Origin of the sequence: Pseudomonas cannabina (assembly GCF_900100365.1) — a bacterium.
GTDB lineage: Bacteria > Pseudomonadota > Gammaproteobacteria > Pseudomonadales > Pseudomonadaceae > Aquipseudomonas > Aquipseudomonas cannabina.
The window spans coordinates 5,359,468-5,384,611 of sequence record NZ_FNKU01000001.1 but is presented as its reverse complement, the minus strand read 5'-3'; the positions used below and the strand labels follow the sequence as shown (position 1 = coordinate 5,384,611).

At 59.5% G+C, this 25,144-nt stretch carries 29 protein-coding genes and 1 pseudogene; 11 read left to right on the top strand and 19 right to left on the bottom strand.

Annotated elements, in window-relative coordinates:
• Positions 1–8 precede the first annotated feature (8 nt).
• The 8 genes and pseudogenes from BLT55_RS34930 to BLT55_RS25260 all read right to left on the bottom strand — a co-directional run.
• Positions 9–971, bottom strand: a pseudogene (locus BLT55_RS34930) (hypothetical protein); the annotation flags it as partial.
• 3 nt (positions 972–974) lie between these two features.
• The gene (locus BLT55_RS25290) at positions 975–1,295 is read right to left on the bottom strand and encodes a cupin domain-containing protein (protein ID WP_055000237.1); all 321 of its coding nucleotides are present in this window, start codon (positions 1,293–1,295) and stop codon (positions 975–977) included.
• A 56-nt stretch (positions 1,296–1,351) separates the two neighbouring features.
• On the bottom strand, positions 1,352–2,023 hold the full coding sequence (locus tag BLT55_RS25285; protein WP_055000238.1) for a glycosyltransferase family 2 protein: 672 nt from the start codon (positions 2,021–2,023) through the stop codon (positions 1,352–1,354).
• The gene (locus BLT55_RS25280; protein ID WP_007250858.1) at positions 2,020–2,658 is read right to left on the bottom strand and encodes an HAD family hydrolase; all 639 of its coding nucleotides are present in this window, start codon (positions 2,656–2,658) and stop codon (positions 2,020–2,022) included. Before BLT55_RS25280 ends, BLT55_RS25285 begins: the two co-directional genes overlap by 4 nt.
• Before the next feature lie 7 nt (positions 2,659–2,665).
• Complete coding sequence (locus tag BLT55_RS25275) at positions 2,666–3,280, bottom strand: PI-PLC domain-containing protein (RefSeq protein WP_055000239.1); 615 nt, start codon at positions 3,278–3,280, stop codon at positions 2,666–2,668.
• A 1-nt stretch (position 3,281) separates the two neighbouring features.
• Positions 3,282–4,043: a glycosyltransferase family 2 protein gene (locus tag BLT55_RS25270; protein WP_055000240.1), complete on the bottom strand. Its 762-nt coding sequence runs from the start codon at positions 4,041–4,043 to the stop codon at positions 3,282–3,284.
• A gap of 67 nt (positions 4,044–4,110) precedes the next feature.
• A complete protein-coding gene (locus tag BLT55_RS25265; protein ID WP_055000241.1) occupies positions 4,111–4,815 on the bottom strand; it encodes an ABC transporter ATP-binding protein in 705 nt (234 codons plus the stop codon).
• Positions 4,812–5,588: an ABC transporter permease gene (locus BLT55_RS25260; RefSeq protein WP_055000242.1), complete on the bottom strand. Its 777-nt coding sequence runs from the start codon at positions 5,586–5,588 to the stop codon at positions 4,812–4,814. The genes BLT55_RS25265 and BLT55_RS25260 overlap by 4 nt, the downstream gene beginning before the upstream one ends.
• A 180-nt stretch (positions 5,589–5,768) precedes the next feature.
• Between BLT55_RS25260 and yghU the strand changes: the two genes are divergently transcribed.
• From yghU to dxs, 6 genes are all read left to right on the top strand, one after another.
• Complete coding sequence (gene yghU, locus BLT55_RS25255; RefSeq protein ID WP_055000243.1) at positions 5,769–6,611, top strand: glutathione-dependent disulfide-bond oxidoreductase; 843 nt, start codon at positions 5,769–5,771, stop codon at positions 6,609–6,611.
• Between the two features lie 203 nt (positions 6,612–6,814).
• On the top strand, positions 6,815–7,834 hold the full coding sequence (locus tag BLT55_RS25250; protein WP_055000244.1) for a PDDEXK nuclease domain-containing protein: 1,020 nt from the start codon (positions 6,815–6,817) through the stop codon (positions 7,832–7,834).
• Positions 7,835–7,897: 63 nt separating this feature from the next.
• Positions 7,898–9,064, top strand: a complete 1,167-nt coding sequence (gene metC, locus BLT55_RS25245) for a cystathionine beta-lyase (protein ID WP_055000245.1) — start codon at positions 7,898–7,900, stop codon at positions 9,062–9,064.
• 102 nt (positions 9,065–9,166) lie between these two features.
• On the top strand, positions 9,167–9,412 hold the full coding sequence (locus BLT55_RS25240; RefSeq protein WP_003379121.1) for an exodeoxyribonuclease VII small subunit: 246 nt from the start codon (positions 9,167–9,169) through the stop codon (positions 9,410–9,412).
• Positions 9,409–10,296, top strand: coding sequence for a polyprenyl synthetase family protein (locus BLT55_RS25235; protein WP_055000246.1), 888 nt, complete (start codon positions 9,409–9,411; stop codon positions 10,294–10,296). The genes BLT55_RS25240 and BLT55_RS25235 overlap by 4 nt, the downstream gene beginning before the upstream one ends.
• Positions 10,297–10,455: 159 nt before the next feature.
• Positions 10,456–12,351 (top strand): 1-deoxy-D-xylulose-5-phosphate synthase, encoded by a 1,896-nt coding sequence (gene dxs / locus BLT55_RS25230; protein WP_055000247.1) that lies wholly within the window; start codon positions 10,456–10,458, stop codon positions 12,349–12,351.
• 611 nt (positions 12,352–12,962) lie between these two features.
• Here dxs and BLT55_RS25220 read toward each other — a convergent pair.
• From BLT55_RS25220 to nrdR, 9 genes are all read right to left on the bottom strand, one after another.
• Positions 12,963–13,376, bottom strand: a complete 414-nt coding sequence (locus tag BLT55_RS25220; protein ID WP_055000248.1) for a hypothetical protein — start codon at positions 13,374–13,376, stop codon at positions 12,963–12,965.
• A complete protein-coding gene (gene ribA, locus BLT55_RS25215) occupies positions 13,373–13,990 on the bottom strand; it encodes a GTP cyclohydrolase II (RefSeq protein ID WP_007250870.1) in 618 nt (205 codons plus the stop codon). Before ribA ends, BLT55_RS25220 begins: the two co-directional genes overlap by 4 nt.
• A 135-nt stretch (positions 13,991–14,125) precedes the next feature.
• Positions 14,126–15,091: a thiamine-phosphate kinase gene (gene thiL, locus BLT55_RS25210; protein ID WP_055000249.1), complete on the bottom strand. Its 966-nt coding sequence runs from the start codon at positions 15,089–15,091 to the stop codon at positions 14,126–14,128.
• Between the two features lie 15 nt (positions 15,092–15,106).
• Positions 15,107–15,604, bottom strand: coding sequence for a transcription antitermination factor NusB (gene nusB / locus BLT55_RS25205; protein ID WP_055000250.1), 498 nt, complete (start codon positions 15,602–15,604; stop codon positions 15,107–15,109).
• Positions 15,601–16,077 carry a 6,7-dimethyl-8-ribityllumazine synthase gene (gene ribH / locus BLT55_RS25200; protein ID WP_024646173.1) on the bottom strand — a complete coding sequence of 159 codons (477 nt, stop codon included), beginning with the start codon at positions 16,075–16,077 and terminating at the stop codon, positions 15,601–15,603. Before ribH ends, nusB begins: the two co-directional genes overlap by 4 nt.
• Before the next feature lie 130 nt (positions 16,078–16,207).
• Positions 16,208–17,299 carry a bifunctional 3,4-dihydroxy-2-butanone-4-phosphate synthase/GTP cyclohydrolase II gene (ribBA, locus tag BLT55_RS25195; RefSeq protein ID WP_054080185.1) on the bottom strand — a complete coding sequence of 364 codons (1,092 nt, stop codon included), beginning with the start codon at positions 17,297–17,299 and terminating at the stop codon, positions 16,208–16,210.
• Positions 17,300–17,315: 16 nt separating this feature from the next.
• Complete coding sequence (locus tag BLT55_RS25190; protein ID WP_055000251.1) at positions 17,316–17,978, bottom strand: riboflavin synthase; 663 nt, start codon at positions 17,976–17,978, stop codon at positions 17,316–17,318.
• A gap of 44 nt (positions 17,979–18,022) precedes the next feature.
• Positions 18,023–19,168, bottom strand: a complete 1,146-nt coding sequence (gene ribD / locus BLT55_RS25185; RefSeq protein ID WP_074801074.1) for a bifunctional diaminohydroxyphosphoribosylaminopyrimidine deaminase/5-amino-6-(5-phosphoribosylamino)uracil reductase RibD — start codon at positions 19,166–19,168, stop codon at positions 18,023–18,025.
• The gene (gene nrdR, locus BLT55_RS25180) at positions 19,165–19,629 is read right to left on the bottom strand and encodes a transcriptional regulator NrdR (protein WP_007250876.1); all 465 of its coding nucleotides are present in this window, start codon (positions 19,627–19,629) and stop codon (positions 19,165–19,167) included. Before nrdR ends, ribD begins: the two co-directional genes overlap by 4 nt.
• A gap of 180 nt (positions 19,630–19,809) precedes the next feature.
• On the opposite strand from nrdR, the gene BLT55_RS25175 reads away from it, so the two are divergent.
• A complete protein-coding gene (locus tag BLT55_RS25175; protein ID WP_007250877.1) occupies positions 19,810–20,259 on the top strand; it encodes a hypothetical protein in 450 nt (149 codons plus the stop codon).
• A 178-nt stretch (positions 20,260–20,437) separates the two neighbouring features.
• Positions 20,438–21,310 carry a thioredoxin gene (gene trxA / locus BLT55_RS25170; RefSeq protein ID WP_055000253.1) on the top strand — a complete coding sequence of 291 codons (873 nt, stop codon included), beginning with the start codon at positions 20,438–20,440 and terminating at the stop codon, positions 21,308–21,310.
• Positions 21,311–21,358: 48 nt separating this feature from the next.
• On the opposite strand, the gene BLT55_RS25165 is transcribed toward trxA, so the two are convergent.
• Entirely contained in the window at positions 21,359–21,712 is a 354-nt protein-coding gene (locus tag BLT55_RS25165; protein ID WP_055000254.1) for a hypothetical protein, read from the bottom strand.
• Between the two features lie 62 nt (positions 21,713–21,774).
• The gene (locus BLT55_RS25160) at positions 21,775–22,197 is read right to left on the bottom strand and encodes a nuclear transport factor 2 family protein (RefSeq protein WP_007250880.1); all 423 of its coding nucleotides are present in this window, start codon (positions 22,195–22,197) and stop codon (positions 21,775–21,777) included.
• 311 nt (positions 22,198–22,508) lie between these two features.
• Between BLT55_RS25160 and BLT55_RS25155 the strand changes: the two genes are divergently transcribed.
• The 3 genes from BLT55_RS25155 (at position 22,509) to BLT55_RS25145 (ending at position 25,143) form a co-directional block, all read left to right on the top strand.
• Positions 22,509–23,096 (top strand): DUF2796 domain-containing protein, encoded by a 588-nt coding sequence (locus tag BLT55_RS25155; RefSeq protein ID WP_055000255.1) that lies wholly within the window; start codon positions 22,509–22,511, stop codon positions 23,094–23,096.
• A 69-nt stretch (positions 23,097–23,165) separates the two neighbouring features.
• Positions 23,166–23,876 (top strand): ABC transporter ATP-binding protein, encoded by a 711-nt coding sequence (locus BLT55_RS25150; RefSeq protein ID WP_055000256.1) that lies wholly within the window; start codon positions 23,166–23,168, stop codon positions 23,874–23,876.
• A 1-nt stretch (position 23,877) separates the two neighbouring features.
• Positions 23,878–25,143, top strand: coding sequence for an ABC transporter permease (locus BLT55_RS25145; protein ID WP_055000257.1), 1,266 nt, complete (start codon positions 23,878–23,880; stop codon positions 25,141–25,143).
• Position 25,144 lies beyond the last annotated feature (1 nt).

The window sequence follows — 25,144 nt, the reverse complement described above, 5'->3', positions numbered from 1 at the left end:
CCTTCCCTAGAATCATTGTTATGACGCATCGGGCTGGCACAACAGAACCCGGTCCGCTCGATCTCGGAAAATATTGATGGGGCAATAATGGCTGCATCGCTACAATTGCGGTTCAGCCCTTGCAAACCTTCTGCAATTTCGCCCATCGCCATGCCGTAATCCGAGTAGCGGCGTGGATGCATACTGATTCGATTGTCAAAAAAAAGACTTTGCAGTGTCATCAACGGATAACGCGGCCCGAAGCGGCGCACGATCTCGCCGAAATGCCGGGGCAGAAAGACCCGGTCATGCAGGATCACCAGGTTACTGTAACGGGCCTCCTGCGCGAGGCGATTCTTCTTGCAGATCTGTACAGGCGGCGCGGTGATGTCTTCACCAACAATATGCACCTGGTTGAAATAGGCGAAGTTGCTACCGGGGGTGCCGCACAAAAGTATTTCTTTGCGAGCGACGTCGATTTCCAGAATGCGTTTCACCACGGCATTCAGAACCGTGGCGTCGCCCGGCCTTACAGGGAGACAGAAGCTCCAGCTATCCAGGTCGTCATCCGCTTCGGCGGCCAGCTTCGATCGCTTTTCATACGTAATAGAAGTAGCCGAACGCTCGACCGCTATAAGCGATTTGGTGAAGTAGTCGCGATCCAGATAACACCCGACAGGTGTGTCTTCGATAACCGTGATCTTCTCGCCAACGTTCAGAAAATGCGCGGCGTCCCACAACAGTAGCGGCGCCAGCGGCGAATCACTCTGGACGCCATAAAAGCAATAGGCACCCTCCCCGTACATGCAAATGGGTCGTTGTGCCGCATGCAGTTTTTTAATCACCTTGTCGGGCTTGCGAACCGCGTGTTTGCGAAACGAGATCAGGCTTGAACATTCATGGGCCAGAGGCAGCTCGGCAGGAAGATCGCGCAGGCTGCTCGTCGATACATAGCCAAGCTGTGGGTGATGTTGAAGAAGGGTCGTTTTCATGAGTCAGACGACGTATTTGTCAGCAAGCACACCCGGCACTTTCACGACAACCGTCGTCGCATCGGTAAGCGCTTCGAAAGCCGTGATATCACCAGGCTCCAGAACAATGATGTCGCCCGCCTGCCAGACCTGATCGCGCATGCTCACGGTGCCGGAAATCAGCACGGTTATCTCGGTGGCAACCTTGTGATAATGAGCGTCTTCCTTGTCCCCCGCCTTGTAACTTTTGACGCCGACCTCACAGGAATCGGTGCTGAACACGGCTGGCTCGAAACCGCCCACGAACCAGCCTTTGACCATGTCCGCCAGTTTTGCAGTTTTCATCGCAGGTCTCCTGCTTCAAACGCATGCAACTGGCTTTGGGTTTTCAGCGGTCGATACTAACTCGGTTCAATGCGGAAAGAGCCGATGTTCTTTTGCATCAACACCAGTTCGTTAAGGGCGGGCGCGAGGTAGAAGTTGCCATTGACGCGGGCGTCCTTGCGGATCATTTCTTTTGCCGCCGAGACAAACAACGCACCTGATTTGAACCAGTACATGCCCGCAATGGCGTGCGGGCTGATCGGGTTTTTCTCTGCAGCTTCAATGACCCGACCTTCGCTGTTCAAGCGTGCAAACGAGTAACGCGGGTGTAGCGAGTTGAAGATCACCACTCCGGCATCCTCATTTTTTTCGCGGAACGAATGGACCACCGCGTGCAGGTCTGTATCCAGAAAATCGCTGACACTGAGAATCAGTAATTCATCGTCACTGTCGATTTGCTCGCTTGCCAGAAGAGCCGTACAGGCAGCACCCTGAGTGAGGTTGTGAATGGGAAGAACTGCGGCACTCGGATGCATCTGCTGCACCATGTTACGGAGGTGCAGCCTGACGACATCATCGTTTGCAAACGTGCAGATCATTCTGCCCGGCTCCAGCGCTGCGCAGTTGTCGATCAGGGTTTGAATCAGCGGTTTGCCGTTGTGCTCGCAAAGGTATTCCGGGTATTCACCGTCGCTGCGCCGGGCGTATCCCTTTTTGCCGGACAGAATAACTATGTTGAGTGCGCTCACAGGCTGACCACCTTGTCGAGGTTGATGGAGTCCAGCCTGCCCATGATGTTGTTGAGATTCACGTCACAGGTTTCCGCCACGACCAGAACATGCGCGCCCGAGGCCCTCGCAGCCTTGATGCCGTTCTCGTTGTCCTCGACGATCAGGCATTCCTCCGGCAGCAGGCCCAACTGGCGGATGGCCTTGGTGTAAATATCAGGCGCTGGTTTGGCGTGCGTCACATCTTCATTGGAGAGTTGCAGGTCGAGATAACGGCTGAGATCGGCCCGGTCCATCATCACCTCCACGGTGTTACGAATGGAGTTGGACGCAACCGCCAGCTTGTAGCCCAGCGCTTTCAAGGATGACAGCGCGTACTGATGCACGAAAGTCGGCTTGCACTGGGCATAGACGATTTCCATGGTGTACTGCTGCTTCATCTCATTGATGAATGCATGCAAAGCCACCGGCAGGTCGCGCTCGACACTCAGCATGTCGAGCTTGCGCGAGGTGGGCAGGCCGTCGTAGGCAGTCAGGTGTTCGTGGCGACTGATGTTGTAACCAAACAGGCCGAGTGCCTTGTTCAGTGCATCGTAATGCCATTCCTTGGCCTCGATAAGGACACCATCCATATCGAAAATTACTGCCTTGATCATGACTGCCTCACTTGAAGAAATTGACCGCATCCACGGGGGTATCTGTACACAGCGTCAAGCGGTTCTGTGACTTGAGCTCGCGCAACTGCTGCCAAAGCGCAAGACCATTGCGGCCATGCAGCTCCGGCGACACCATACACACGCGCTTGCCGCGGGCCAGAAGGTCATCGATGACCTGATTGGAAAACCATTCGCTATCGAAACCGTCAAGCCAGATACCTGCGGCCTGATCGATCCAGGCTGGCGACGGCTCTACGTCGCTGAGCCGCGTGTAAGTGAGCACCTTTTCCAGCAGATAGCTGCGCATGTCGGGGACGGCCATGTCGAAGGCGAACCAGTTGGTATGGCCATGGCGAGCGAAGGTTTCCCGGAGAGCCAGTGCCATACCGTCGGCCTTGACGTTGATCGCCAAAGGCAGGTTGCGACCGGCCATGATGTCGAGCAAGGCATCGAGCGTCAGTTCGCCGCCTACTGGCATGTCATGAGAAATAACCAGCTGCCCCGCCACATCGCGGACATCGGTTTCAGTACCAAAACCGAGGTCGAAGGAACGATTAAATGCGACGGCCAGGTTGCGCTCGTCTTTCTCCAGCCAATAACCGCGGTGACTGATGATCTGCATGTCAGCAGGCCTCGCCCGATGTTGCTTGCCTGCTCACGGGCAATGACAGGAACAGATTCAGGTCGGCAGGAATACCCAGGCCATACATGCCAAAGCCTTCGGAACCAACGTTGTAATGAACGACTGTGGCGCCGTGTTCAATGAGCTCGTTGTAGGCCGGGGCAATGTAGAACTCACCGTTGACCCGCAAGTCTTTCTCGAACATGGCCTCAATGGCGGATAGCAACTGACTGGCGCTGCGGAAGTTATAGATACCGACGGTCGCTTCGTCGGAGATGACCTGTTTCTCCACCACCCGATCGATCAGGCCTTGCGGATTGAAGCCGACGAATGACCACTTCGGGTCATTGGCCTTCATCGTCATGATCAGGCCATCGGCATCAGCTTCCTGCATGGCACGCAGATAGGCATCGATGTCCACGTCAACGTACTGGTCGCTGTTGGCAATCATCACCGGGTGAGCAGGGTCGATCAGGTGTTTCGCCGCATACACCGTACAGGCCGCGCCATCGGTGACCCCTTCCAGCTCGACGACTTTGCATCCCGGCGCCCAGTCATTGAGTTTTTCCTCAAGCCCGTATCTCGCAACGTGCTCCGCCTGACAGATGAAGATGAATGTGTGCGGGCAATCCGGCGTCAGGTTGTCGATCACGACTTTGATCATCGGTACGCCGTGTACAGGGATCAGAGGCTTGGGGTCGGTATATCCCGCTACCGCAAAGCGACTGCCGGCCCCTGCCATGGGAACAATAATTTGCAGCATGGAAATACCTTCATGAAATAGCGTTACAGGTGTGTTGATAAAGCTTCAGGGTATAAGAGCGGCGGTGTTAATAATGACCGTGCTCAATCATCTGGCCACGTTCGAGGGTCAGGTATCGCTGGCAAAACTCTTTGCCTTCTTCTACTGCGTGAGTGACAAGAATCAAGGCCATTCCGTCTTCCTGCATACCGCGGATGCGCTCGTGACATTTGCGCTTGAAGGCTTCGTCACCCACAGCAAGTACTTCATCAGCCAATAACGTCTGTGGCTCTACATGGACAGCGACAGAAAACCCCAGACGCATATACATGCCGGATGAATAGTTTTTTACCGGCGTATCAATAAAGTCTCCAAGACCGGAAAAATCAACGATCTCATTGAAGCGTGAACGTATTTCCTTGTTGCTCAATCCGAACAGGCTGGCGTTCAGGTAAATATTTTCTTCACCCGTCAGTTCAGGGTGAAAACCCACACCTATTTCAATCAGCGGAGCGACGCGGCCCACCGTCGTCAAACGGCCGCTGGTAGGAACAAGAATGCGTGAAACCAATTGCAGCAGCGTGCTTTTACCTGAGCCGTTGTGCCCCACCAATGCCAGCGACTCCCCCTTGCACAAGGTGAACGAAACATCGCGAACGGCGGTAAAATCTTCGACGCGCTCACGGTGCCTGACGTCAAACAGGCTCAGGAACTTTTGCTTCAAACCACCCCGGTTGTGGCGCAGAACGAACTGCTTGGTGAGGTTTTCTGCCTTGATGACGACAGTGCTCATAAGTACTCCACCACGCGGTCCACTTTCCTGAACATGAAGAGCCCGATAAGCAGCGATGCAGCGCCCAGCAATACGCAAAGCACAAGATCTCGAGTATCCGGAACGACTCCGGCATGCAGAATGCTGCTGAAACTGTTGAAGTACAGGGCAACCGGGTTATAGGCAACGATGCTGGCGATGCCTTCAGGCAACGACGAGGTGACCCATACGATTGGCGTCAACCAGAACAGCAAGGGCAGGAACACATCGATGAAGTGCCTGGCATCCCGCACGGTGATCTGGATGACACTGAGCGCCAGGCCGACGCCCATGATCAGTGACATGAACGCAAGCAGCACAATCGGGTAGAACAGCAAGGCGCGTGTGAACTCACCACCCAACACCGTAAACAACGAGGCATAGACGAGCATGCAACCGATCCAGAATACGACAATCGCCAGCGCCCCCGAGACCGGTAACAACAGGCGGGGAAAACGTAACTTGCGAATGAGATTGCCGTTATTGATGAGCCACTCGCCGCTCTGCGACACTATTTGTGTCAGAAGCATCCAGTGCACGATGCCTGTTACCAGATGAAGTGCAAAGCGATCCTGGCTGCTTGGCAGGATATAAGTGAAGACGGTGTAATAAGTGAGCGTAACGACCAGCGGATTACCCAACGACCACACAAAACCCAATGTTGCGCCCATGTAACGAATCTTGATTTCTTTGGAGACAAGATTAATCACTAGATCGCGCCACTTGATGATGCCAGTACTGCATAATAACGACATGTTTTAGTCCAGCCGGTGGGAAGAGAATCTCGCAACTTTCTGCTGCAAGCACATGCTCCTCCTTTTGGGTGAAAGGCAGCTATAGGACCGTGCCTTGCTTGTTGTGGGAATATTCCACAAACTCCTGAATCAGGAAAAAACATCCGACAACGATCCCCCTTTGAACAAGCGAGGCTACCGATGACTGATACTCCTTACACTCCGCCAAAGGTCTGGCAACAGGACACGTCCTCAGGCGGTACATTTGCCAGCATTAACCGCCCTGTCGCCGGTCCTACACATGAAAAGGAATTGCCCGTCGGCAAGCATCCGCTGCAGCTGTATTCGCTGGCGACGCCCAATGGGATGAAGGTCACGATCATGCTGGAGGAGTTGCTGGCGCTGGGACACAGTGGAGCGGAATACGACGCGTGGCTGATTCGCATCTCCGAGGGTGAGCAGTTTTCCAGCGGCTTTGTCGAGATCAATCCCAACTCGAAAATCCCTGCGCTGCTGGACCGAAGCCATGAGACGCCTGTGCGGGTGTTCGAATCCGGATCGATTCTGCTGTATCTGGCGGAGAAGTTTTCCGCGTTCCTGCCTGCCGATCCGGCAGGACGTACCGAGACCCTGAACTGGCTGTTCTGGCAGATGGGCGCTGCGCCTTATCTGGGCGGCGGGTTCGGGCATTTCTATGCGTATGCGCCCGAGAAGCTCGAGTACCCCATCAACCGGTTTGCGATGGAGGCCAAACGTCAGCTCGACGTGCTGGACCGTCGCCTGGCGGAACACCGCTACCTGGCGGGCGACACGTATACGATTGCCGATATCGCCGTGTGGCCGTGGTATGGCGCGCTGGTGCGCAACAAGGTTTATTCGGCTGCCGAGTTCCTGTCGGTGCATGAATACCCGAACCTCATCCGCTGGACTGAGGAAATTGCAGCGCGCCCGGCAGTGGTAAAAGGCCAGAAGGTCAACCGCACCTGGGGCGAAGAAGCTGATCAGGTTCCCGAGCGGCATGCCGCATCTGACCTGGAAAAATAAGGGGCGAATCAAGGTCTTCGGCAACGGAAACCTGATGTGACAAACCCATCGGAAAATCTGAATCGAGCAGGTGTGATCCGGACGTAAAGTAGCCGGCCTTAAAGACTGTCCAAGGACGCACCTGCCATGAATCCGGGAATCATCCACCTTACTCAGACCTTGCAACTGCCTGTCCGTCGGCCGCGTAACGGAGTAGTTGCCGCATGAGTACTCCAAACGCACCGCAGACACCGGCCGCCGATCGCTTTGATGAAGTGCTCGCGATGATTCAAAGCGCTCGGCAGCAGGCTGCACAAGCGGTCAACACTCGCCTGATCGAGCTTTACTGGCAAGTCGGCGCGCACATCAGCCGCAAGATTGAAAGCGCCGAGTGGGGTGACGCGGTGGTCAGCCAGCTTGCCGATCATCTGGCCACCACCCAACCGGGGCTACGCGGGTTTACGCGTCGAAATCTGTTCCGCATGCGCCAGTTCTACGAGGTTTACCGTGACGATGAAAAAGTGTCAGCAGTGCTGACACAATTGCCATGGACTCACCACCTGACCATTTTCAGCCAGAGTAAACGCCCGGAAGAGCGTGAGTTTTACATGCGCATGGCAATCAAGGAGAAGTGGTCCAGCCGCGAACTGGAACGCCAATTCAAGACAGCCCTGTTTGAACGCAGTGTCACCCAGCCGGCCAAAGCCTCAGCCATGCTCAAGGAGACCCGGCCAGCCGCGCTGGATGTGTTTCGTGATGCCTACATGGTGGAATTTCTGGAGCTGCCTCCGGGCCATGCCGAAGCGGATCTGCATCGCGGGTTGCTGCAGCGTCTGAGGGATTTTCTGATCGAACTGGGCCGAGACTTCTGCTTCGTCGGCTCAGAATATCCGGTGCAGGTGGGTGGCCAGGATTTCGCGCTGGACCTGCTGTTTTTCCATCGCGGCCTCAACTGCCTGGTGGCCATCGAACTCAAGGTGGGGCGCTTTGAGCCAGAGTACCTGGGTAAGGTGAATTTCTATCTGGAAGCACTGGACCAGACGGAGCGCAAACCTCATGAAAACCCCGCCATTGGCGTGCTGCTGTGCGCCAGCAAAAACGATGAAGTGGTGGAGTACGCCCTGAACCGCTCGTTGTCACCCGCACTGATTGCCGAATACCAGACGCGATTGCCGGATCGACAATGGTTACAGGCCAAACTCCACGAGTTTTACGCACTGGACAGCGCCAGGGACGATCAGTAATACCTGACAACCGCACGGATGCATTACGCTTGCCCGCTAACGTCATTCGTTCCGGAGCCCCAGATGCCGCACAGCAAAGACCCTCGAGCTCACACTGCCCTGTCGCAACGCGGCCGTAGCGCAAGCAGCGGGCCGGGGCTGGCGGTCAATCCACCGGTGGTGCGCGTCAGCACCGTGCTGTTCGACAGCCTGCAAAGTTTGCGGGACGCAGAGATCCGCACGGCGGGGCCGGAACGTTCGCTGACTTACGGCGCCAATGGCAATCCGACGGCCTTCGCCCTGCAGGATCTGGTCTCCGAGCTTGAAGGCGCCCACGGCACCTGCCTGTACCCGACCGGGCTCGCCGCAGTGGCGCAGATGTTTCAATCCTTTATGCATCCGGGCGATCACGTGCTGATCACCGAGTCGGTCTATGGTCCGGTGCGGCGACTGGCGAACACGTTGCTAAAAGCGTTCGACATTCAATTCGATTTTTACAGCGCCGACGGCAGCGATGTGGAATCCCTGATCAAAACCAATACGCGGATGATCTACGCGGAAGTGCCGGGCTCGCTGACCTTCGACATGTGTGACCTGCCCGCCCTGTCGCGGCTGTGCAAAGCAAAGAACCTGCTGCTGGCGGTGGATAACTCCTGGGGTTCGGGGGTGCTGTACAAGCCGCTGGAACTGGGCGCAGATATATCGCTGATGGCGCTGACCAAGTACGTGGCCGGCCATTCGGACGTGATGATGGGCAGCGTCAGCACCACCGAAGCCCACTGGCCAGCCCTCAAAACCATGAATACCGCAGTAGGCAACACCGTCAGCCCCGACGATGCCTATCTGGTGCTGCGCGGCGCACGAAGCCTGGCCGCGCGCATGGAAATGCATGAACGACATGCGCTGCACGTGGCGCAGTGGTTACAGCGCCAGCCTCAGGTCGCGCGCGTGCTCTACCCCGCATTACCGGATGATCCGGGCCACGCTATCTGGAAGCGCGATTTCCACGGTTGCAACGGTTTGCTCAGCTTCGAGTTCAAAACCGCTGATCGTCAGGTGCTGGATCGCTTCGTCAGTGCCTTGCAGCTGTTCGGGATCGGCTATTCCTGGGGCGGTTTCGAAAGCCTGATCACCGAGATCGAACAGCACGGGCCCGACCGAGGCACCGGGCCGATGTTGCGCTTGCAGATCGGTCTGGAAAGCCCGGACGATCTGATCGCTGATCTGCACAACGGGTTTGCAGCGGGTTGATCCTCCCAGCCACGGCAATGGCACAGACCCGTCGCCGTGATTTGCCCCGACGCCGTCGCTCTGCTAGTGTCGCGCGGTTTAACCTCTACCGGAAATGCCCCCATGGCCCGCAAGAAAGCTGCACTGGATTTCGAACAGTCCCTCGCTGATCTGCAAGCGCTGGTAGAGCGGCTGGAGAATGGCGAACTGTCTCTGGAAGACTCTCTGACCGCCTTCGAGCAGGGTGTGCGTCTGACCCGCGACTGCCAGAGCGCCCTCACCCAGGCCGAGCAGAAGGTTCAGGTCTTGCTGGAACGCGACGGTGAGCTGACCGAAGAGCCGTTCGACGACGCGGAACTCCCCGAATGATTGCGAGCTATCAGGCGCAAAGCCAGACGCGTGTGAATGCCGCGCTCGAGGGCCTGTTTCAGGCTCCGAGCCCTGAACTGACACGCCTCTACGACGCCATGCGCTACAGCGTGATGAACGGTGGCAAGCGCGTGCGCCCATTGCTCGCCTACGCAGCCTGCGAAGCGCTGGGCGGTGTCGCCGAAGATGCCAACGGTGCGGCCTGCGCGGTTGAGCTGATCCATGCTTATTCGCTGGTACACGATGACTTGCCGGCGATGGACGATGACGATCTGCGCCGTGGCCAGCCCACCACGCACAAGGCATTCGATGAGGCCTGTGCGATCCTTGCCGGTGACGGCTTGCAGAGTCTGGCGTTCACCGCGCTGCTCGCACCACACCTCAGCTCACGCGATGCCGAAACCCGTTTGCAGATGGTCAGCACACTGGCCGCTGCCGCAGGGCCGGCCGGAATGGTCGGCGGACAGGCGATCGACCTGGGTTCGGTCGGGCTGAAGCTGGATCAGGCTGCGCTGGAATATATGCATCGGCACAAGACCGGCGCGTTGATCGAAGCCAGCGTCAGGCTCGGCGCACTCGCCAGCGGCCATGCCGATCAATCACGGCTCGCTGCCTTGCAGGTGTATGCACGCGCGGTCGGCCTGGCTTTTCAGGTGCAGGACGACATCCTCGATGTCGAAAGCGATACCGCCACCCTCGGCAAGCGCCAGGGTGCCGATATCGCGCGCGACAAGCCGACCTACCCGGCGCTGATCGGGCTGCAGGCAGCCAAGGGTTATGCCCTGGAATTGCGCGATCAGGCGCTGGGCGCACTGGCTGATTTCGGCCCTCAGGCCGAGCCGTTGCGCGAGCTGGCACGCTACATCGTGGAACGTCGCCACTGAGGGCGATCAGCCAGACCGAATTTCGATGAATCAACCGGAGTTCATCAGGTCACAGTCACTAAGCTTGTGAGTAGACGGACTATCCGCCGACTCACTTCATGGGCAGCTTGCGATGCATAAGGTAAACTGCCGCCTCTTTTACTTATAACGATTCGCCTGATGCCCACGACGTTCAAAGACATCCCCCGCGAGCGCCCAGTTACTCCGCTGCTCGACCGTGCTGATACACCGGAAGGCCTGCGCCGTCTGGGTGAAGCCGAGCTGGAAACCCTGGCCGATGAACTGCGCCTGGAGCTGCTGTACTCCGTTGGCCAGACCGGCGGGCATTTCGGTGCCGGTCTTGGGGTCATCGAGCTGACCATTGCCCTGCATTACGTGTTCGACACGCCGGACGACCGTCTGGTGTGGGACGTGGGCCATCAAGCCTATCCGCACAAAATTCTGACCGGCCGTCGTGCGCGTATGTCCACGCTGCGCCAGAAGGACGGTGTTGCTGCCTTTCCGCGCCGCAGCGAAAGTGAGTACGACACCTTTGGCGTCGGCCACTCCAGTACCTCGATCAGTGCCGCGCTGGGCATGGCGATTGCCTCGCGTCTGCAAGGCAGCGAGCGCAAATCCATCGCGGTAATCGGCGACGGCGCGTTGACGGCAGGCATGGCGTTCGAAGCGTTGAACCACGCGCCGGAAGTCGCGGCAGACATGCTGGTCATTCTCAATGACAACGACATGTCGATCTCGCGCAACGTCGGCGGGCTGTCGAATTATCTGGCGAAGATTCTCTCCAGTCGCACTTACACCAGCATGCGTGAAGGCAGCAAGAAAGTGCTTTCGCGCCTGCCCGGCGCCTGGGAAATCGCGCGGCGCACCGAAGAGTACGCCAAGGGCATGCTGGTCCCAGGCACATTGTTCGAAGAGCTGGGCTGGAATTACATCGGCCCGATCGACGGCCACGACCTGCCAACCCTGATCGCCACGCTGCGCAACATGCGGGATCTGAAAGGCCCGCAGTTTCTGCATGTCGTGACCAAGAAAGGCAAAGGCTTCGCGCCAGCCGAGGTCGACCCGATTGGCTACCATGCGATCACCAAGCTCGAACCGGCGAATGCGCCGGTCAGCATCCAGAAAAAAGTCAGCGCGCCGAAGTATTCCGGCGTGTTCGGCCAGTGGATCTGCGACATGGCGGCTGCCGATTCCCGTCTGGTAGGCATTACGCCAGCCATGAAGGAAGGTTCGGACCTGGTTGAATTCAGCGAACGTTTTCCTGAACGTTACTTTGACGTAGCCATTGCCGAACAGCATGCCGTGACCCTGGCGGCGGGTATGGCCTGCGAAGGCAGCAAGCCGGTTGTGGCGATTTACTCGACTTTCCTGCAACGCGGCTATGACCAACTGGTGCATGACGTTGCGGTGCAGAACCTCGACGTCCTGTTCGCCATCGATCGCGCCGGACTGGTCGGCGAAGACGGCCCGACTCACGCAGGCAGCTTCGATTTGTCGTACCTGCGCTGTATCCCCGGCATCGTCGTCATGACGCCAAGTGATGAAAACGAACTGCGCAAATTGCTCAGCACCGGTTATCTGCACAACGGACCGGCGGCCGTGCGCTACCCGCGCGGCACCGGCCCGAACGCAGTGATCGAAGCCGACCTCGAGCCGGTTGAAATCGGCAAGGGCGTTGTGCATCGACAAGGCCAGGGCGTTGCGATACTGGTCTTTGGCGTGCAACTTACCGAGGCGTTGGTGGTGGCCGAGAAACTGGATGCGACGGTCATCGACATGCGCTTCGTCAAACCGCTGGACGAGACGCTGGTGCGTGAAGCTGCCGCTCATCACGAACTGCTGGTCACACTGGAAGAAAACGCAGTCATGGGCGGTGCCGGTGCGGCGGTCAGCGAATTCCTGGCCCGCGCCAACATCCTCAAGTCAGTGCTGCACCTGGGCTTGCCGGACGTTTACGTCGAACACGCCAAACCCGCGCAGATGCTCGCCGAATGCGGGCTGAATGCCGAAGGGATTGAAGCAGCGATCAATAAGCGACTGGTTTTGATGGGCTGACGGCTATACAAGTCCGCTCCCGACTCAAACCGTGAAGCGGACAGGTGCCGCCGCGCTTGTGTGGGAGCGGACCGGGCGACGCTTCGCTTGTCCGCGAACTGCCGGGAACCGGCAGCAGAACCGGTACACACGGTACATCAGACACAACCAAGGTCACCGGCTTTGGGCCCGCTACGCAGCCCATCGCGGACAAGTCCGCTCCTACGCCCTTCGGGCAGAAGCCTGATTTATGGGCACTCGAGGCTGCTATGGATAGCGGACAGGGCAGCCCTTCGCTGTGTGAGAGCGGACCGGGCGACGCTTCGCCTGGGTGGGAGCAGACCGGCAGACGCTTCGCTTGTGTGGGAGCAGACCGGGCGACGCTTCGCTTGTCCGCGAACTGCCGGGAACCGGCAGCAGAACCGGTACACAAGGTACATCAGAGGTAACCGATTTCAGGGCCGCTACGCACCCTATCGCGGACAAGTCCGCTCCCACGCCCTGCGGACAGAAGCCCGATTAAGGGGCACGCCAGGCTGCTGTGGATAGCTCACAGAACGACGCTTCGGGTTCTTGATGCGTCGGTTTTTGTAGAAGCGCCGTTCTCCGGAATTCCCAAGGCATGCTCAGTATCAGGCTGTCGGCAGCCGATACAGGTAAAGCAGCACCACGCTGGAAAACGCCAACAGGCAAACGGGTAGCGGATGCAGGCCGAACAGTACGGCGATTGCAGCAATCCAGGCGGGAAGCCCGGCAGCGAGAAATGCAACGCGACGCACAGCGGCGAGTTTGATCCAGGCGGCGGGCTCTTCGGGCGTGTCAATCGCGGCCTGGGTGGCGGCCAACGCACGCCTGTGAGCCCCGAACGGCTTCACACTGACAAACATCGAGCCGATGCCTGCGATGAACAGCGGTATCGCCAGCACCGGAATGAGCGGTTCACTGGAGCCGAAAAACAGACAGACCACCAGCAGCGGCGCCAGGGTCAGACCCAATTGACGCCACCAGGCCATTTCCAGCTTTTGGCGAACCTCGCTGCGTGTCACGCCGGGCCGACCTCGCTTTGATGCTCATTGCCCATCATGTGTCCCAGCTTGCCGGCCTTGGTCGCCAGATAAAGGCGATTATGCGGGTTCTGCCCGGTGTGCAGCGGCACTCGCTCGGCAACCTTGATGCCCATGTCGGTCAGTGCTTTGACCTTGCGCGGGTTGTTGGTCATCAAACGCAATGACTGGACGCCCAGATGCTGAAGCATCGGCAGGCAAATCGCATAATCACGCTGGTCGGCCGCAAAGCCCAGACGCTCGTTGGCTTCGACCGTATCAGCGCCGCCGTCCTGCAACTCGTAAGCGCGGATCTTGTTCATCAGGCCGATACCGCGCCCTTCCTGGCGCAGATACAGCAATACACCACGCCCTTCAGCGGCGATCGCGCGCAGAGCGGCCTCAAGCTGAGAGCCACAATCGCAACGCTGACTGAACAGGGCGTCGCCCGTCAGGCATTCGGAGTGCACGCGGCCAAGCACCGGGGCGCCATCCGCGACGTCACCCAGACTCAGGACAACGTGCTCACGGCCAGTTGCCGACTCGACAAAGCCGTGCATGGCAAATTCTGCAAAAGGTGTAGGCAGTTTGGAAGCGGCGACAAATACGACGGGCATCGGGTGCTCCTGATCAGTATGAAGACTGGAAATTCGCAAGATTTGCATTGTAACAGCAAGTTCCTACAGGCGCTCAGGCTGAATTCTCGAGCATTTAGATCATAAAGTTCGATGGATAGACGTGAATCGCCCCCTTCACTGCGCGTCGCCGAAATGCTGGTAGCCACGAATGCCGGGGGTGATATCTGCACCGGCACTGTCGATCAGGACCACGCCCTGCCCGACCTCAACCCGCCCGATCACCTGCACGGGCCAGCCGGCCGCCTGTAAATCGGGGAGTCGCGCGGGCGGCAGGGTGAACGCCAGAACGTAATCGTCACCGCCGCTCAGCGCGGCGTGTCGCGCGGCGGGCAAGCCGAGCAATGCCAGCAGAGGCTGCGATATCGGCAACCTGTCGCGCTCGATCAACAACCGGACGCCCGACGCACGGGCGATGTGCCCGCAATCTGCGAGCAGACCGTCGGAGATGTCCAGCGCCGACGTTGCCCTGCCGCGCAATGCCTGACCCAGCGCCAATTGCGGTTGCGGCGACCAGTACCGCGCCAGCAGCGGCTCGGCAATCGAAACCTCGGCGCAGCGCTGATTCAGTACCAGCGGCAACGCCCCTGCGCCATCGCCAAGTGGGCCGCCGACACACAACAGGTCGCCTGCGCGAGCGCCGCTGCGCGTCAGGGCAAGCCCGGCCGGTACAGCGCCGAACACCGTCAGCGTCAGGCTCAAGGGGCCACGCGTGGTGTCGCCCCCGATCAGGCGCAGCGTGCAGCCTTGCGCCATCAGGTTCAAACCACGCGCGAACGCCTGCAACCAGTCGGCATCGACCTGCGGCAGGGTCAAGGCCAGGGTAAAGGCAACGGGACGAGCGCCCATGGCCGCCAGATCACTGGCAGACACTGCGAGAGCACGCTGGCCAAGCAGAAAAGGGTCGCAGCTATCAGGAAAGTGCACCCCGGCCACCAGGGTGTCGGTGGAGATCGCCAACTGTTCGCCGGGCGGCACCGCCAGCAGCGCGCAGTCGTCGCCAATCCCCAGTGCAACGTCCTCGCCCACCTGCGCACAGGGCGCGGCAGCGAAGTAATTGCGGATCAGCTCGAACTCTCCCATGAGGTCAGGCGCAAATCAGCGCTTGTAGGCCTTCACTTCGACTTCACGCAGGCGCGGTGCCAGCTTGTCCAGCACACCGTTGACGAACTTGTGCCCGTCAGTGGAGCCGTAGACTTTGGCCAGCTCGATGCCTTCATTGATCACCACGCGATAAGGCACGTCGATGCGCTTGAGCAATTCGAACGTGGACAGGCGCAAGACCGCCAGTTCAATCGGATCGAGCTCTTCGATAGTCAGATCGAGACAAGGCGCCAGCGCAGCGTCGATCTCGGTCTGGTTGGTCGCCACACCGTGCAGCAGCTCACGGAAGTAGGTGCCGTCAACATTGCTGAAGTCGTTGTCGACGCGAAACTGTGCTTCGATTTCGTTCAGCGCGTGGCCAGCCATGTGCCGTTGATACAAGGCCTGGGTTGCCATCTGACGCGCTTCCCGACGTTTGGCGCTCTTGCCTTTGGCGATTTCCGGCGATTTGGCGTCGCGCGGGTTGAACTGGTCGGTATCGTCGGAAATCACTTGGCCTCCAACTGCGACAGCAGACTGACCATTTCGATGGCGGACAGCGCAGCTTCGGCGCCTTTGTTGCCGGCCTTGGTGCCGGAACGCTCGATGGCCTGCTCGATCGAATCGACCGTCAACACACCGAAGGCAACCGGAATGCCGAATTCCATGGACACCTGAGACAAGCCCTTGACGCATTCGCCTGCCACGTATTCGAAGTGCGGCGTACCGCCACGAATCACCGCGCCCAGCGCGACGATGGCCGAGAACTCGCTGCGCTGGGCAACTTTCTGCACGACCAGCGGAATTTCGAACGCACCCGGCGCGCGGATGATGGTGATGTCGCTTTCGCTGACGCCGTGGCGTACCAGCGCATCAACGGCACCGCTAACCAGGCTTTCCACGACGAAGCTGTTGAAACGGCCAACCACCAGAGCGTAACGGCCCTGGGGAGCGATGAAAGTACCTTCGATGGTCTTCAAGGTCATTCGGTGAGTCTCGTATTAAAGAGCAAGCCCGCCTTGGGGCGAACTTTGAGGGATATTAGGCCACGAATCGCAACCGTCAGGCCGGAACCCGCGAAAAAACCGCCTTCCGCATGCCTCGACCTGCCGATATTTATTCGGAGGGCACGTATTCTACAACTTCCAGATCGAAACCGGATATCGCATTGAACTTCATGGGTGAACTCATCAGGCGCATTTTGCGCACACCGAGGTCACGCAGGATCTGCGAACCGGCACCGACCGTGCTGTACGTGGTCGGTATCTTGATCGGTTGTTGCCCGGCGGTTTCCCGGATATGCGCCAGCAACACATCGCCATCCAGCGGGTGACCGAGCAACAGCACCACGCCACTGCCGGCCTCGTTAACCGCACGCATGGCGGCGCGCAGACTCCAGCGGCCGGGCTGTTTGACCATCAGCAGGTCACGCAGCGGGTCCATATTGTGGACGCGAACCAGCGTCGGTTCTTCTGCGCAAATTTTGCCCAGGGTCAGCGCCAGATGCACATCGCCCTCGACCGAATCGCGGTAAGTCACCAGGTTGAAACTGCCCAGTTCGCTGTCCATCGGCTGCTCGGCAATCCGCTGAACGGTACGTTCGTGGATCATCCGGTAGTGAATCAGGTCGGCGATGGTGCCGATCTTGATGTCGTGTTCCTGTGCAAATGCTTCGAGTTCGGCGCGACGCGACATGGTGCCGTCGTCGTTCATGACTTCGCAGATCAGGCCGGTCGGCTCGAAACCGGCCATGCGCGCCAGATCACAGGCCGCTTCGGTATGACCGGCGCGCGCCAGGGTGCCACCAGCCTGAGCCATCAGCGGGAAGATGTGCCCCGGGCTGACGATGTCTTCGGCCTTGGCTTCCCTGGCTGCGGCAGCCTGCACGGTGCGTGCGCGGTCGGCGGCGGAAATACCGGTGGTCACGCCTTCGGCGGCTTCGATGGAAACGGTGAACTTGGTGCCGAAACCGGAGCCATTACGCGGCGCCATCAACGGCAGCTTGAGGGTTTCGCAACGCTCGCGAGTCATCGGCATGCAAATCAGACCACGGGCGAAACGCGCCATGAAGTTGATGTGCTCGGGTTTTACACACTCGGCGGCCATGATCAGGTCGCCTTCGTTCTCGCGGTCTTCGTCATCCATGAGGATGACCATCTTGCCTTGGCGAATGTCTTCAACCAGTTCTTCGATACTGTTGAGCGCCACGCGGCACCCCCATGATTCAGGATTTCAGGTAGCCGTTCTCGGCCAGAAAGCTTTCGGTGATCGTGCCGTGACCCGGCTCGGCGGCCTTGTCGCCCAGCAACAGACGCTCCAGATAGCGCGCCAGCAGATCCACTTCCAGATTGACCTTACGGCCAGGCTGGTAGTCAGCCATGATGGTTTCGCTCCAGGTGTGAGGCACGATGGTCAGTTCGAACTCGGCGCCATTGACCGAGTTGACGGTCAGGCTGGTGCCGTCGACCGTGATCGAGCCTTTGTGAGCGATGTATTTGGCCAGTTCACGCGGCGCACGCACCGTAAACTGAATGGCGCGGGCGTTCTCGGCGCGGGAGACGATTTCGCCGACACCGTCGACGTGCCCGCTGACCAGATGACCGCCCAGACGCGTCGTCGGTGTCAGGGCCTTCTCCAGATTGACCCGGCTGCCGCTCTTGAGATCGACGAACGCGGTAACCGTCAGGGTTTCGCGGCTGACGTCAGCCCAGAAGCCGTCGCCAGGCAACTCGACAGCGGTCAGGCACACACCATTCACGGCGATGCTGTCGCCGAGTTTGACGTCACTCAGGTCGAGCTTGCCGGTTTCCACGTACACGCGGACGACGCCACCCTTGGGGGTCAGGGCGCGGATGCTGCCGATTGATTCGATAATGCCGGTAAACATGGGTCCTCCGGGAGAACAAGGGCTGCGCTAGGCGAAGCCGGGAATTATACGCCGGGTGCAGAGACAGGGAGAGCAATGACTCGCCAGTCATTGCCGACGGCTCGCATTTCGACGATCTGCAGTTCCAGCGCTTCACTCATCTGCGCCAGCGGCAGATCGAGCAGCGGCCGGGCCGATGAGCCGAGAAACTTGCCGGCGATGAAAATCTGAAATTCGTCGACCAGCCCGAGACGCGCAAACGCACCCGCCAGACGCGGACCGGCCTCGACCAGCACCTCGTTGACGCCACGGTTTGCCAGTTCACCCATAAGCTTGCGCAAGTCCACATGACCCGCGCTGTCGGCCAGCGCCAGCATTTCATGGCCTTCTTCCTGATAACGGCCCCGTGCCGACGCGGCGGCACAGGTCACCACCAGCGCGCTGCCGGCCTGAAAGAACGGCGCATCCAGCGGCACACGCAGGCGGCCGTCAATCAGGACGCGCAAGGGTGGACACGTGGCGGCCAAGGCGCTCATTTCGGCATTGAGCCCCAGTTCATCAGGACGCACGGTCAGGCGGGCGTTGTCTGCCAGCACGGTATCCGCGCCCGTCAGTACCACGCTTGACTGCGCGCGCAGACGTTGCACCGCAGAGCGTGCTTCGGGGCCGGTGATCCACTGGCTTTCACCGCTGGCCATGGCCGTTCGACCATCCAGACTCATGGCAAGTTTGACCCGGACATAGGGCCGACCGGTCTCCATGCGCTTGAGAAAGCCTTTGTTCAGCGCCCGCGCTTCGCTTTCCAGCACGCCGCACTGAACGCCGATGCCGGCATTCATCAGGCGCAGCAGGCCGCGACCGGAAACGTCCGGATTGGGGTCCTGCATCGCGGCAACCACGCGCGCCAGCCCGGCATCCACCAGCGCATCGGCACAGGGCGGCGTACGCCCCTGATGGCTGCACGGCTCAAGCGTGACGTAGGCGGTCGCGCCTCTGGCCAGCTCTCCTGCCTGACGCAAGGCATGCACTTCAGCATGGGGCTCGCCTGCTCGCGCATGCCAGCCCTCGCCGACGATCTGGCCATCACGCACGATGACGCAGCCGACTCGCGGGTTGGGGTGCGTGGAATACAGACCTTTGCGCGCCAGTTCCAGCGCACGCGCCATGTAATGAACGTCGAGGGCAGCCTGCTCAGTCAACAATGCACTCATTCCTTACCCGGCTCGCGGGCCAGACGGTCGATTTCTTCACGAAATTCGTTGAGATCCTGAAAACGGCGGTACACCGACGCGAAACGGATATAGGCCACTTCGTCGAGTTTTTGCAGTTCGGCCATGACCAGTTCGCCGACGACCAGCGATTTGACTTCACGTTCGCCGGTCGCCCGCAGCTTGTGCTTGATATGCGCCAGCGCGGCTTCAAGTCGCTCGACACTCACCGGACGCTTTTCAAGGGCGCGCTGCATGCCGGCGCGCAGTTTTTCTTCATCGAAAGGCTGGCGGCTGCCGTCCTGCTTGATCAGACGCGGCAAGACCAGCTCGGCAGTCTCGAACGTGGTGAAACGCTCGACACAGGCCAGGCATTCGCGGCGGCGGCGTACTTGCTCGCCTTCGGCGACGAGGCGGGAGTCGATGACTTTGGTGTCATTGGCACCGCAGAAGGGACAATGCATGGTGGCTGGCAACGAAAGAATGAGGAGCGCCATGTTAGCGCATCCTGTCGGCAAGACAAGGCTGGGCCTTTACGGTATATAGATAGACGCGCATTAAAGCGATGTTAAATTGCCCGCACTCGGTAATACTGCAGCTCTGGCGTCGCGCAGCCTTTTGATTTTTGCCTTGTGGAGCTTTTGATGACGCTACGAACCCTGTTTTTGCTAGGCCTCGTCGGTTTGCTGGCCGCATGCAGCAGCAATGACGCCCCGAAACCTGCTGCACCGCCACCGGTTGCTCCGTCGATCAAGCTGCCCGCCGGGCCAGGTCCGCTGCAACCTTTTCAGCGTGAAATCAGCGGGCAACTGCTGGGTGTACCGGCCGGGGCCGAAGTCGAGCTGGCGATGCTGGTGATCGACGACCGGGGTCGTCCACAGAAACTGCTGACCAACACCCTGCTCAAGGGCAACGGCCAATCGCTGCCGTTCCAGCTGCGTTTCAATCCGGAAGCGTTTCCGGTGGGCGGACGCGTGGAACTGCGTGGCCGCGCCAGCCAGTCCGGGCAGTTGATCCTGCACCTGCCGTCGATGCGTATCGACCAGCCAACCACGCAGGCATTGGGGCAGTTGCAGTTCGTCAAGGCGCCATGATCGACAGTTGAAGTGATCGTTCCGCACGCGAATGCGTTTCCCGTCATACGATAGTTGCTTACGCACGCTCCAGCAGGCGTGCCAAAGCAGAGCATCGGAGCGAGACTCTGTTACGCCGCTTTCAGCATTGCCCTGCGGGCTTTATAGTTGGCGGCATTCAGAATCTTCGAGACGCGCAATGAGCCAGGACACTGCTTACATCTTCGACGCGACCACCGCGACCTTCGATCAGTTAGTCATCGACAAGTCATTCGATCAGCCCGTACTGGTCGATTTCTGGGCCGAGTGGTGTGCGCCCTGCAAGGTTTTGATGCCCCTCTTGCAGCAGATCACCGAAAGCTATCAGGGCGAACTGTTGCTGGCCAAGGTCGATTGCGACGCAGAGCCGGATGTCGTCGCACGCTTCGGTATTCGCAGCCTGCCAACCGTGGTGCTGTTCAAGGACGGCCAGCCGGTGGATGGTTTCGCCGGGGCCCAGCCGGAATCGGAGATCCGCAAGATTCTCGAGCAGCACGTCGTCATGCCGCCACCGCCAGCCGCCGACCCGCTCAAGCAGGCGCAAACGCTGTTCGCCGAAAGCCGCTTCTCCGAGGCCGAGGCGGTGCTCAAGGTGCTGCTGGGCGAAGACAACAGCAACGCGGCCGCGCTGATTCTGTACGCACGCTGCCTGGCGGAGCGTGGCGAGCTGAGCGAAGCCAACGCGGTGCTGGACGCCGTGACGGGCGATGCGCACAAAGCCGAGCTGGCCGGCGCCAAGGCGCAACTGACCTTTCTCGCTGAAGCTGCCACCCTGCCGGATGCCGCCGAGCTGAAAAGCCGCCTGGCGCAGAACCCACAGGATGACGAAGCCGCGCACCAACTGGCGATCCAGCACCTGTCGCGTCAGCAGTACGAAGCCGCACTCGACGGACTGCTCAAGCTGTTCATCCGCAACCGCAATTACGCTGAAGGCCTGCCGCACAAAACGTTGCTGCAAGTGTTCGACCTGCTGGGCAATGATCACCCGCTGGTTACCGCTTACCGCCGCAAGCTGTTCGCTGCGCTGTACTGACCTCTCCGGCGACAGGCATCACAGCGGTGCCTGTCGCGGGTCGTCCGATCAGACTGTCTCGATCCAGCTGTACAAAGGCGCATCCCCGCCGCTCTCGACTTTCACGTTGGCCGAATGACGCAAGCGCACCAGCAAATGCTTGCCGGCTGCCGTGCTGCCGGTCAGCCCTTCCAGTTGCGCCAACAGATCCGGCCCGCTCATGTGGCCGGCCTTGTGCAGCAATTCCTGAGCGACCTGCCACAGCCTGTCGTCCGGATTGACCGGCTTGCTTTCGACCACCGCTGCCGACACCTCGGGCGCGACCGCTTTGAGCTGCGCCCCCAGCCGGGCCCAGTCGCCTTCGTCCAGTTCAAGGGTCAAATCCACCGGCCACAGGCCTATGCTTCCACGAATACGCAACATGATGTGTACCTGCTGACAATCAGGCGTACATGCTCCCACAGGCTGACCGCGCTGCCCATCGCTCAGGCGTAACGCCACTGGCTGATGGTCGGTTCCTTGCCGTTCATGAAGTCGCCCAGCGCCCGCACGTTGTAGACGTGTTCCCAGTGCTCGACAATCCTGCCATCACGAAACCGCCACAGGCCGCAGAACGGCATGATGATTTTCCGCCCCTCGCAACTGGCGCGCATCTCGCCCACCACCGAGCCGAAGTGATCGTTGGCGACAATATCGTGGACGTCCATGTACAAGGTCTGACGGGTGCGTCTGAGCAGATTGATCTCGTGGGAAAGCACCGCATCTTTACCGATGGCGATGGATAACCCGCCTCCCGCCCCCTGATCCGCTTTGTGCAGCACGATGTCGGGATCGGCAAATTCGGTGATGCGTGTCAGATCCTTGTACACCGCACGCAGTATTTCCCTGTTCGGATGGAGCTTGTTCATGGGTATCTTCCTTGATAGTGCACTCGATCCAGGTCGAGTGCAGGTCCCGGCTGGCGATGAAAATCCTTCCGGCGCATCCGGCGCATCCGGCGCTGGCGTAGCAATTTTCATTTTCCAGAGTAGGACTTGGTGATGCACAGTGTGAGACCCGTTCGGCATAAGCATCGGGTCTGGTATTCCGAATTACACGTTCGAATGCCGATGCGCAGAGGCGCGATGATCCGCACAACGAGTAAAAAACACGTCCACGCACTGACATGATTGTTATAAGATCACATAACAGTTTTTTGAATGATACTCCGGAGTTCGCTATGCGCCGTCTGCTACTTGCCCTGCCCTTTGCCCTGTTGCCACTGGTTGCCGCCCACGCGGCTGAAGAACACGATCATGATCATGGCGACGAACACGGCAGCCTTGGCGCGCACGAGCACGGTGTCGGGCGTCTGGATGTGGTGCTGGAAGGCAAGACACTGGAGTTCGAATTCGACAGTCCGGCCATGAACATTGTGGGCTTCGAACACGTTGCGACGTCAGACGAAGACAAGGCCAAGGTCGCCAAGGCGCGTGAATTGCTGCTCAAGCCTAATGCGCTGTTCAGCATTGCCGATGCCGCCAACTGCTCGGCCACGTCGGTGAAGCTGGAAAGCCCGCTGTTTGGCGACAAGGATGACGATCACGAAGAGCACGCCAAAGCAGGCGACGCCGATCATCATGAGCACAGTGAAATCCACGGCCACTACAAATTTGTCTGCGACGCACCGGCGGTACTGCGCAAGCTCGACCTGTCGCAAATCTTCAAAACCTTTCCCGACACCAAGAAGCTTCAGGTACAACTGATTTCGCCGAGCGGCCAGTCGGGCGCAGAAGTGATTGCAGCGAATCCGACCCTGAAATTCTGATCGCACCCTGCGGCACCATGACCGGGCCTGGCCCTGTCTTTTAATTTCCAACCGAGCATGAGTCACGCCATGACCCAAGCACTGATCGAGCTATCGGACCTGAGCTTCAACTGGCCCGGCCATCCTCAACTGCTGGACATCCCCAGCTTCCGCCTGCAAACCGGCGAGGCCCTGTTCCTCAAAGGCCCCAGCGGCAGCGGCAAAACCACGCTGCTGGGCTTGCTCGGCGGCGTGCAGAAGCCGGTCAGCGGCAGTATTCGTCTGCTGAATCAGGAGCTATCGAGCCTGTCGTCAGCGGCGCGTGACCGTTTTCGTGTCGATCACACCGGCTACATCTTCCAGCAGTTCAACCTGTTGCCGTTCCTGTCGGTGCGAGAAAACATCGAGCTGCCCTGTCACTTTTCCAAGGTGCGCGCCGAGCGTGCCAAGCAACGCCATGGCAGTGTGGAAAACGCTACGACCACCCTGCTCGCCCACCTGGGCCTGAAAGATCCGGCGATGCTCGCCCGTCGCGCCGACTCGTTGTCCATCGGCCAGCAGCAGCGCGTGGCTGCCGCCAGAGCGTTGATCGGTCAGCCGGAACTGGTGATTGCCGACGAGCCGACATCCGCGCTGGATGCCGATTCGCGCGAAGCGTTCATTCGCCTGCTGTTCGCCGAATGCCGCGAGGCCGGGGCCAGCCTGCTGTTCGTCAGCCATGACCAGAGCCTGGCCCCCTTGTTTGATCGCAATCTGTCGCTGAGCGACCTGAATCGCGCTGCCGTCGCTGTGGAGAGTTGAGATGTATCTGTTTCGTCTGGCCATCGCCAGCCTGGCCAACCGCCGCTTCACCGCCTTTCTCACCGCCTTCGCCATTGCCCTGTCGGTTTGCCTGCTGCTGGCCGTGGAACGCGTGCGCACCGAAGCCCGTGCCAGTTTCGCCAGTACCATCAGCGGCACCGACCTGATCGTCGGCGCGCGCTCCGGCTCGATCAACCTGTTGCTGTATTCGGTGTTCCGCATCGGCAATGCCACCAACAACATACGCTGGGACAGCTTCGAGCATTTCGCGCAAAGCAAACAGGTCAAATGGGCGATCCCGATTTCGCTGGGCGACTCGCACCGTGGCTATCGGGTGATGGGCACCAACGAAGCGTATTTCGAGCATTACCAGTTCGGTCGTCAGCTACACCTGGAAATGGCCGAGGGCCGCGAGTTCCAGACCGACCCGTTCGAAGTGGTGCTGGGCTCTGAAGTCGCCAAGGCGCTGCATTACACGCTGGGCGACAAGCTGGTGCTGGCGCACGGCGTTGCGGCGATCAGCCTGGTCAAGCACGACGACAAACCGTTCACCGTGGTCGGCATTCTCAAACCGACCGGTACGCCGGTGGACCGCACGCTGCACATCAGCCTGGGCGGCATGGAGGCCATTCATATCGATTGGCATAACGGCGCGCCGGCACGCGGCAATGAACGCATTTCCGCCGATCAGGCACGCAACATGGACCTGACACCCAGTGCGATTACCGCCTTCATGCTGGGCCTGAACAGCAAGATTTCGACGTTCAGCCTGCAACGCGAGATCAATGAATACCGGGGCGAGCCGATGCTGGCGATTCTGCCGGGCGTGGCCTTGCAGGAACTGTGGGGTTTGATGGGCACCGCCGAAAAGGCCTTGTTCGTGATTTCGCTGTTCGTGGTGCTGACCGGCCTGATCGGCATGCTTACCGCGATTCTCACCAGCCTCAACGAGCGCCGCCGGGAAATGGCGATTCTGCGCTCGGTCGGCGCGCGCCCTTGGCATATCGCCAGCCTGCTTATACTGGAGGCTTTCGCGCTAGCGCTGGCCGGTGTCGTCAGCGGCCTTGCACTGCTCTATATCGGCATTTTCGCGGCCCGCGACTATGTGCTCGAAAACTACGGCCTGTACCTCTCATCTATGCCACCTGGCCAATATGAATGGACATTACTGGGTGGTATTCTCGGTTGCGCGCTGTTGATGGGAACCGTGCCAGCGTGGCGAGCCTACAGGCAGTCACTGGCCGATGGACTGTCAATTCGTTTATGAG

Excerpts from the sequence above, each read along its gene's own strand:
- BLT55_RS25290 (WP_055000237.1), bottom strand. The coding sequence starts at position 1,295 with ATGAAAACTGCAAAACTGGCGGACATGGTCAAAGGCTGGTTCGTGGGC.
- BLT55_RS25280 (WP_007250858.1), bottom strand. The coding sequence starts at position 2,658 with ATGATCAAGGCAGTAATTTTCGATATGGATGGTGTCCTTATCGAGGCC.
- BLT55_RS25275 (WP_055000239.1), bottom strand. The coding sequence starts at position 3,280 with ATGCAGATCATCAGTCACCGCGGTTATTGGCTGGAGAAAGACGAGCGC.
- BLT55_RS25270 (WP_055000240.1), bottom strand. The coding sequence starts at position 4,043 with ATGCTGCAAATTATTGTTCCCATGGCAGGGGCCGGCAGTCGCTTTGCG.
- BLT55_RS25265 (WP_055000241.1), bottom strand. The coding sequence starts at position 4,815 with ATGAGCACTGTCGTCATCAAGGCAGAAAACCTCACCAAGCAGTTCGTT.
- BLT55_RS25260 (WP_055000242.1), bottom strand. The coding sequence starts at position 5,588 with ATGTCGTTATTATGCAGTACTGGCATCATCAAGTGGCGCGATCTAGTG.
- yghU (WP_055000243.1), top strand. The coding sequence starts at position 5,769 with ATGACTGATACTCCTTACACTCCGCCAAAGGTCTGGCAACAGGACACG.
- BLT55_RS25250 (WP_055000244.1), top strand. The coding sequence starts at position 6,815 with ATGAGTACTCCAAACGCACCGCAGACACCGGCCGCCGATCGCTTTGAT.
- metC (WP_055000245.1), top strand. The coding sequence starts at position 7,898 with ATGCCGCACAGCAAAGACCCTCGAGCTCACACTGCCCTGTCGCAACGC.
- BLT55_RS25240 (WP_003379121.1), top strand. The coding sequence starts at position 9,167 with ATGGCCCGCAAGAAAGCTGCACTGGATTTCGAACAGTCCCTCGCTGAT.
- BLT55_RS25235 (WP_055000246.1), top strand. The coding sequence starts at position 9,409 with ATGATTGCGAGCTATCAGGCGCAAAGCCAGACGCGTGTGAATGCCGCG.
- dxs (WP_055000247.1), top strand. The coding sequence starts at position 10,456 with ATGCCCACGACGTTCAAAGACATCCCCCGCGAGCGCCCAGTTACTCCG.
- ribA (WP_007250870.1), bottom strand. The coding sequence starts at position 13,990 with ATGCCCGTCGTATTTGTCGCCGCTTCCAAACTGCCTACACCTTTTGCA.
- thiL (WP_055000249.1), bottom strand. The coding sequence starts at position 15,091 with ATGGGAGAGTTCGAGCTGATCCGCAATTACTTCGCTGCCGCGCCCTGT.
- ribH (WP_024646173.1), bottom strand. The coding sequence starts at position 16,077 with ATGACCTTGAAGACCATCGAAGGTACTTTCATCGCTCCCCAGGGCCGT.
- BLT55_RS25190 (WP_055000251.1), bottom strand. The coding sequence starts at position 17,978 with ATGTTTACCGGCATTATCGAATCAATCGGCAGCATCCGCGCCCTGACC.
- ribD (WP_074801074.1), bottom strand. The coding sequence starts at position 19,168 with ATGAGTGCATTGTTGACTGAGCAGGCTGCCCTCGACGTTCATTACATG.
- nrdR (WP_007250876.1), bottom strand. The coding sequence starts at position 19,629 with ATGCATTGTCCCTTCTGCGGTGCCAATGACACCAAAGTCATCGACTCC.
- BLT55_RS25175 (WP_007250877.1), top strand. The coding sequence starts at position 19,810 with ATGACGCTACGAACCCTGTTTTTGCTAGGCCTCGTCGGTTTGCTGGCC.
- trxA (WP_055000253.1), top strand. The coding sequence starts at position 20,438 with ATGAGCCAGGACACTGCTTACATCTTCGACGCGACCACCGCGACCTTC.
- BLT55_RS25165 (WP_055000254.1), bottom strand. The coding sequence starts at position 21,712 with ATGTTGCGTATTCGTGGAAGCATAGGCCTGTGGCCGGTGGATTTGACC.
- BLT55_RS25160 (WP_007250880.1), bottom strand. The coding sequence starts at position 22,197 with ATGAACAAGCTCCATCCGAACAGGGAAATACTGCGTGCGGTGTACAAG.
- BLT55_RS25155 (WP_055000255.1), top strand. The coding sequence starts at position 22,509 with ATGCGCCGTCTGCTACTTGCCCTGCCCTTTGCCCTGTTGCCACTGGTT.
- BLT55_RS25150 (WP_055000256.1), top strand. The coding sequence starts at position 23,166 with ATGACCCAAGCACTGATCGAGCTATCGGACCTGAGCTTCAACTGGCCC.
- BLT55_RS25145 (WP_055000257.1), top strand. The coding sequence starts at position 23,878 with ATGTATCTGTTTCGTCTGGCCATCGCCAGCCTGGCCAACCGCCGCTTC.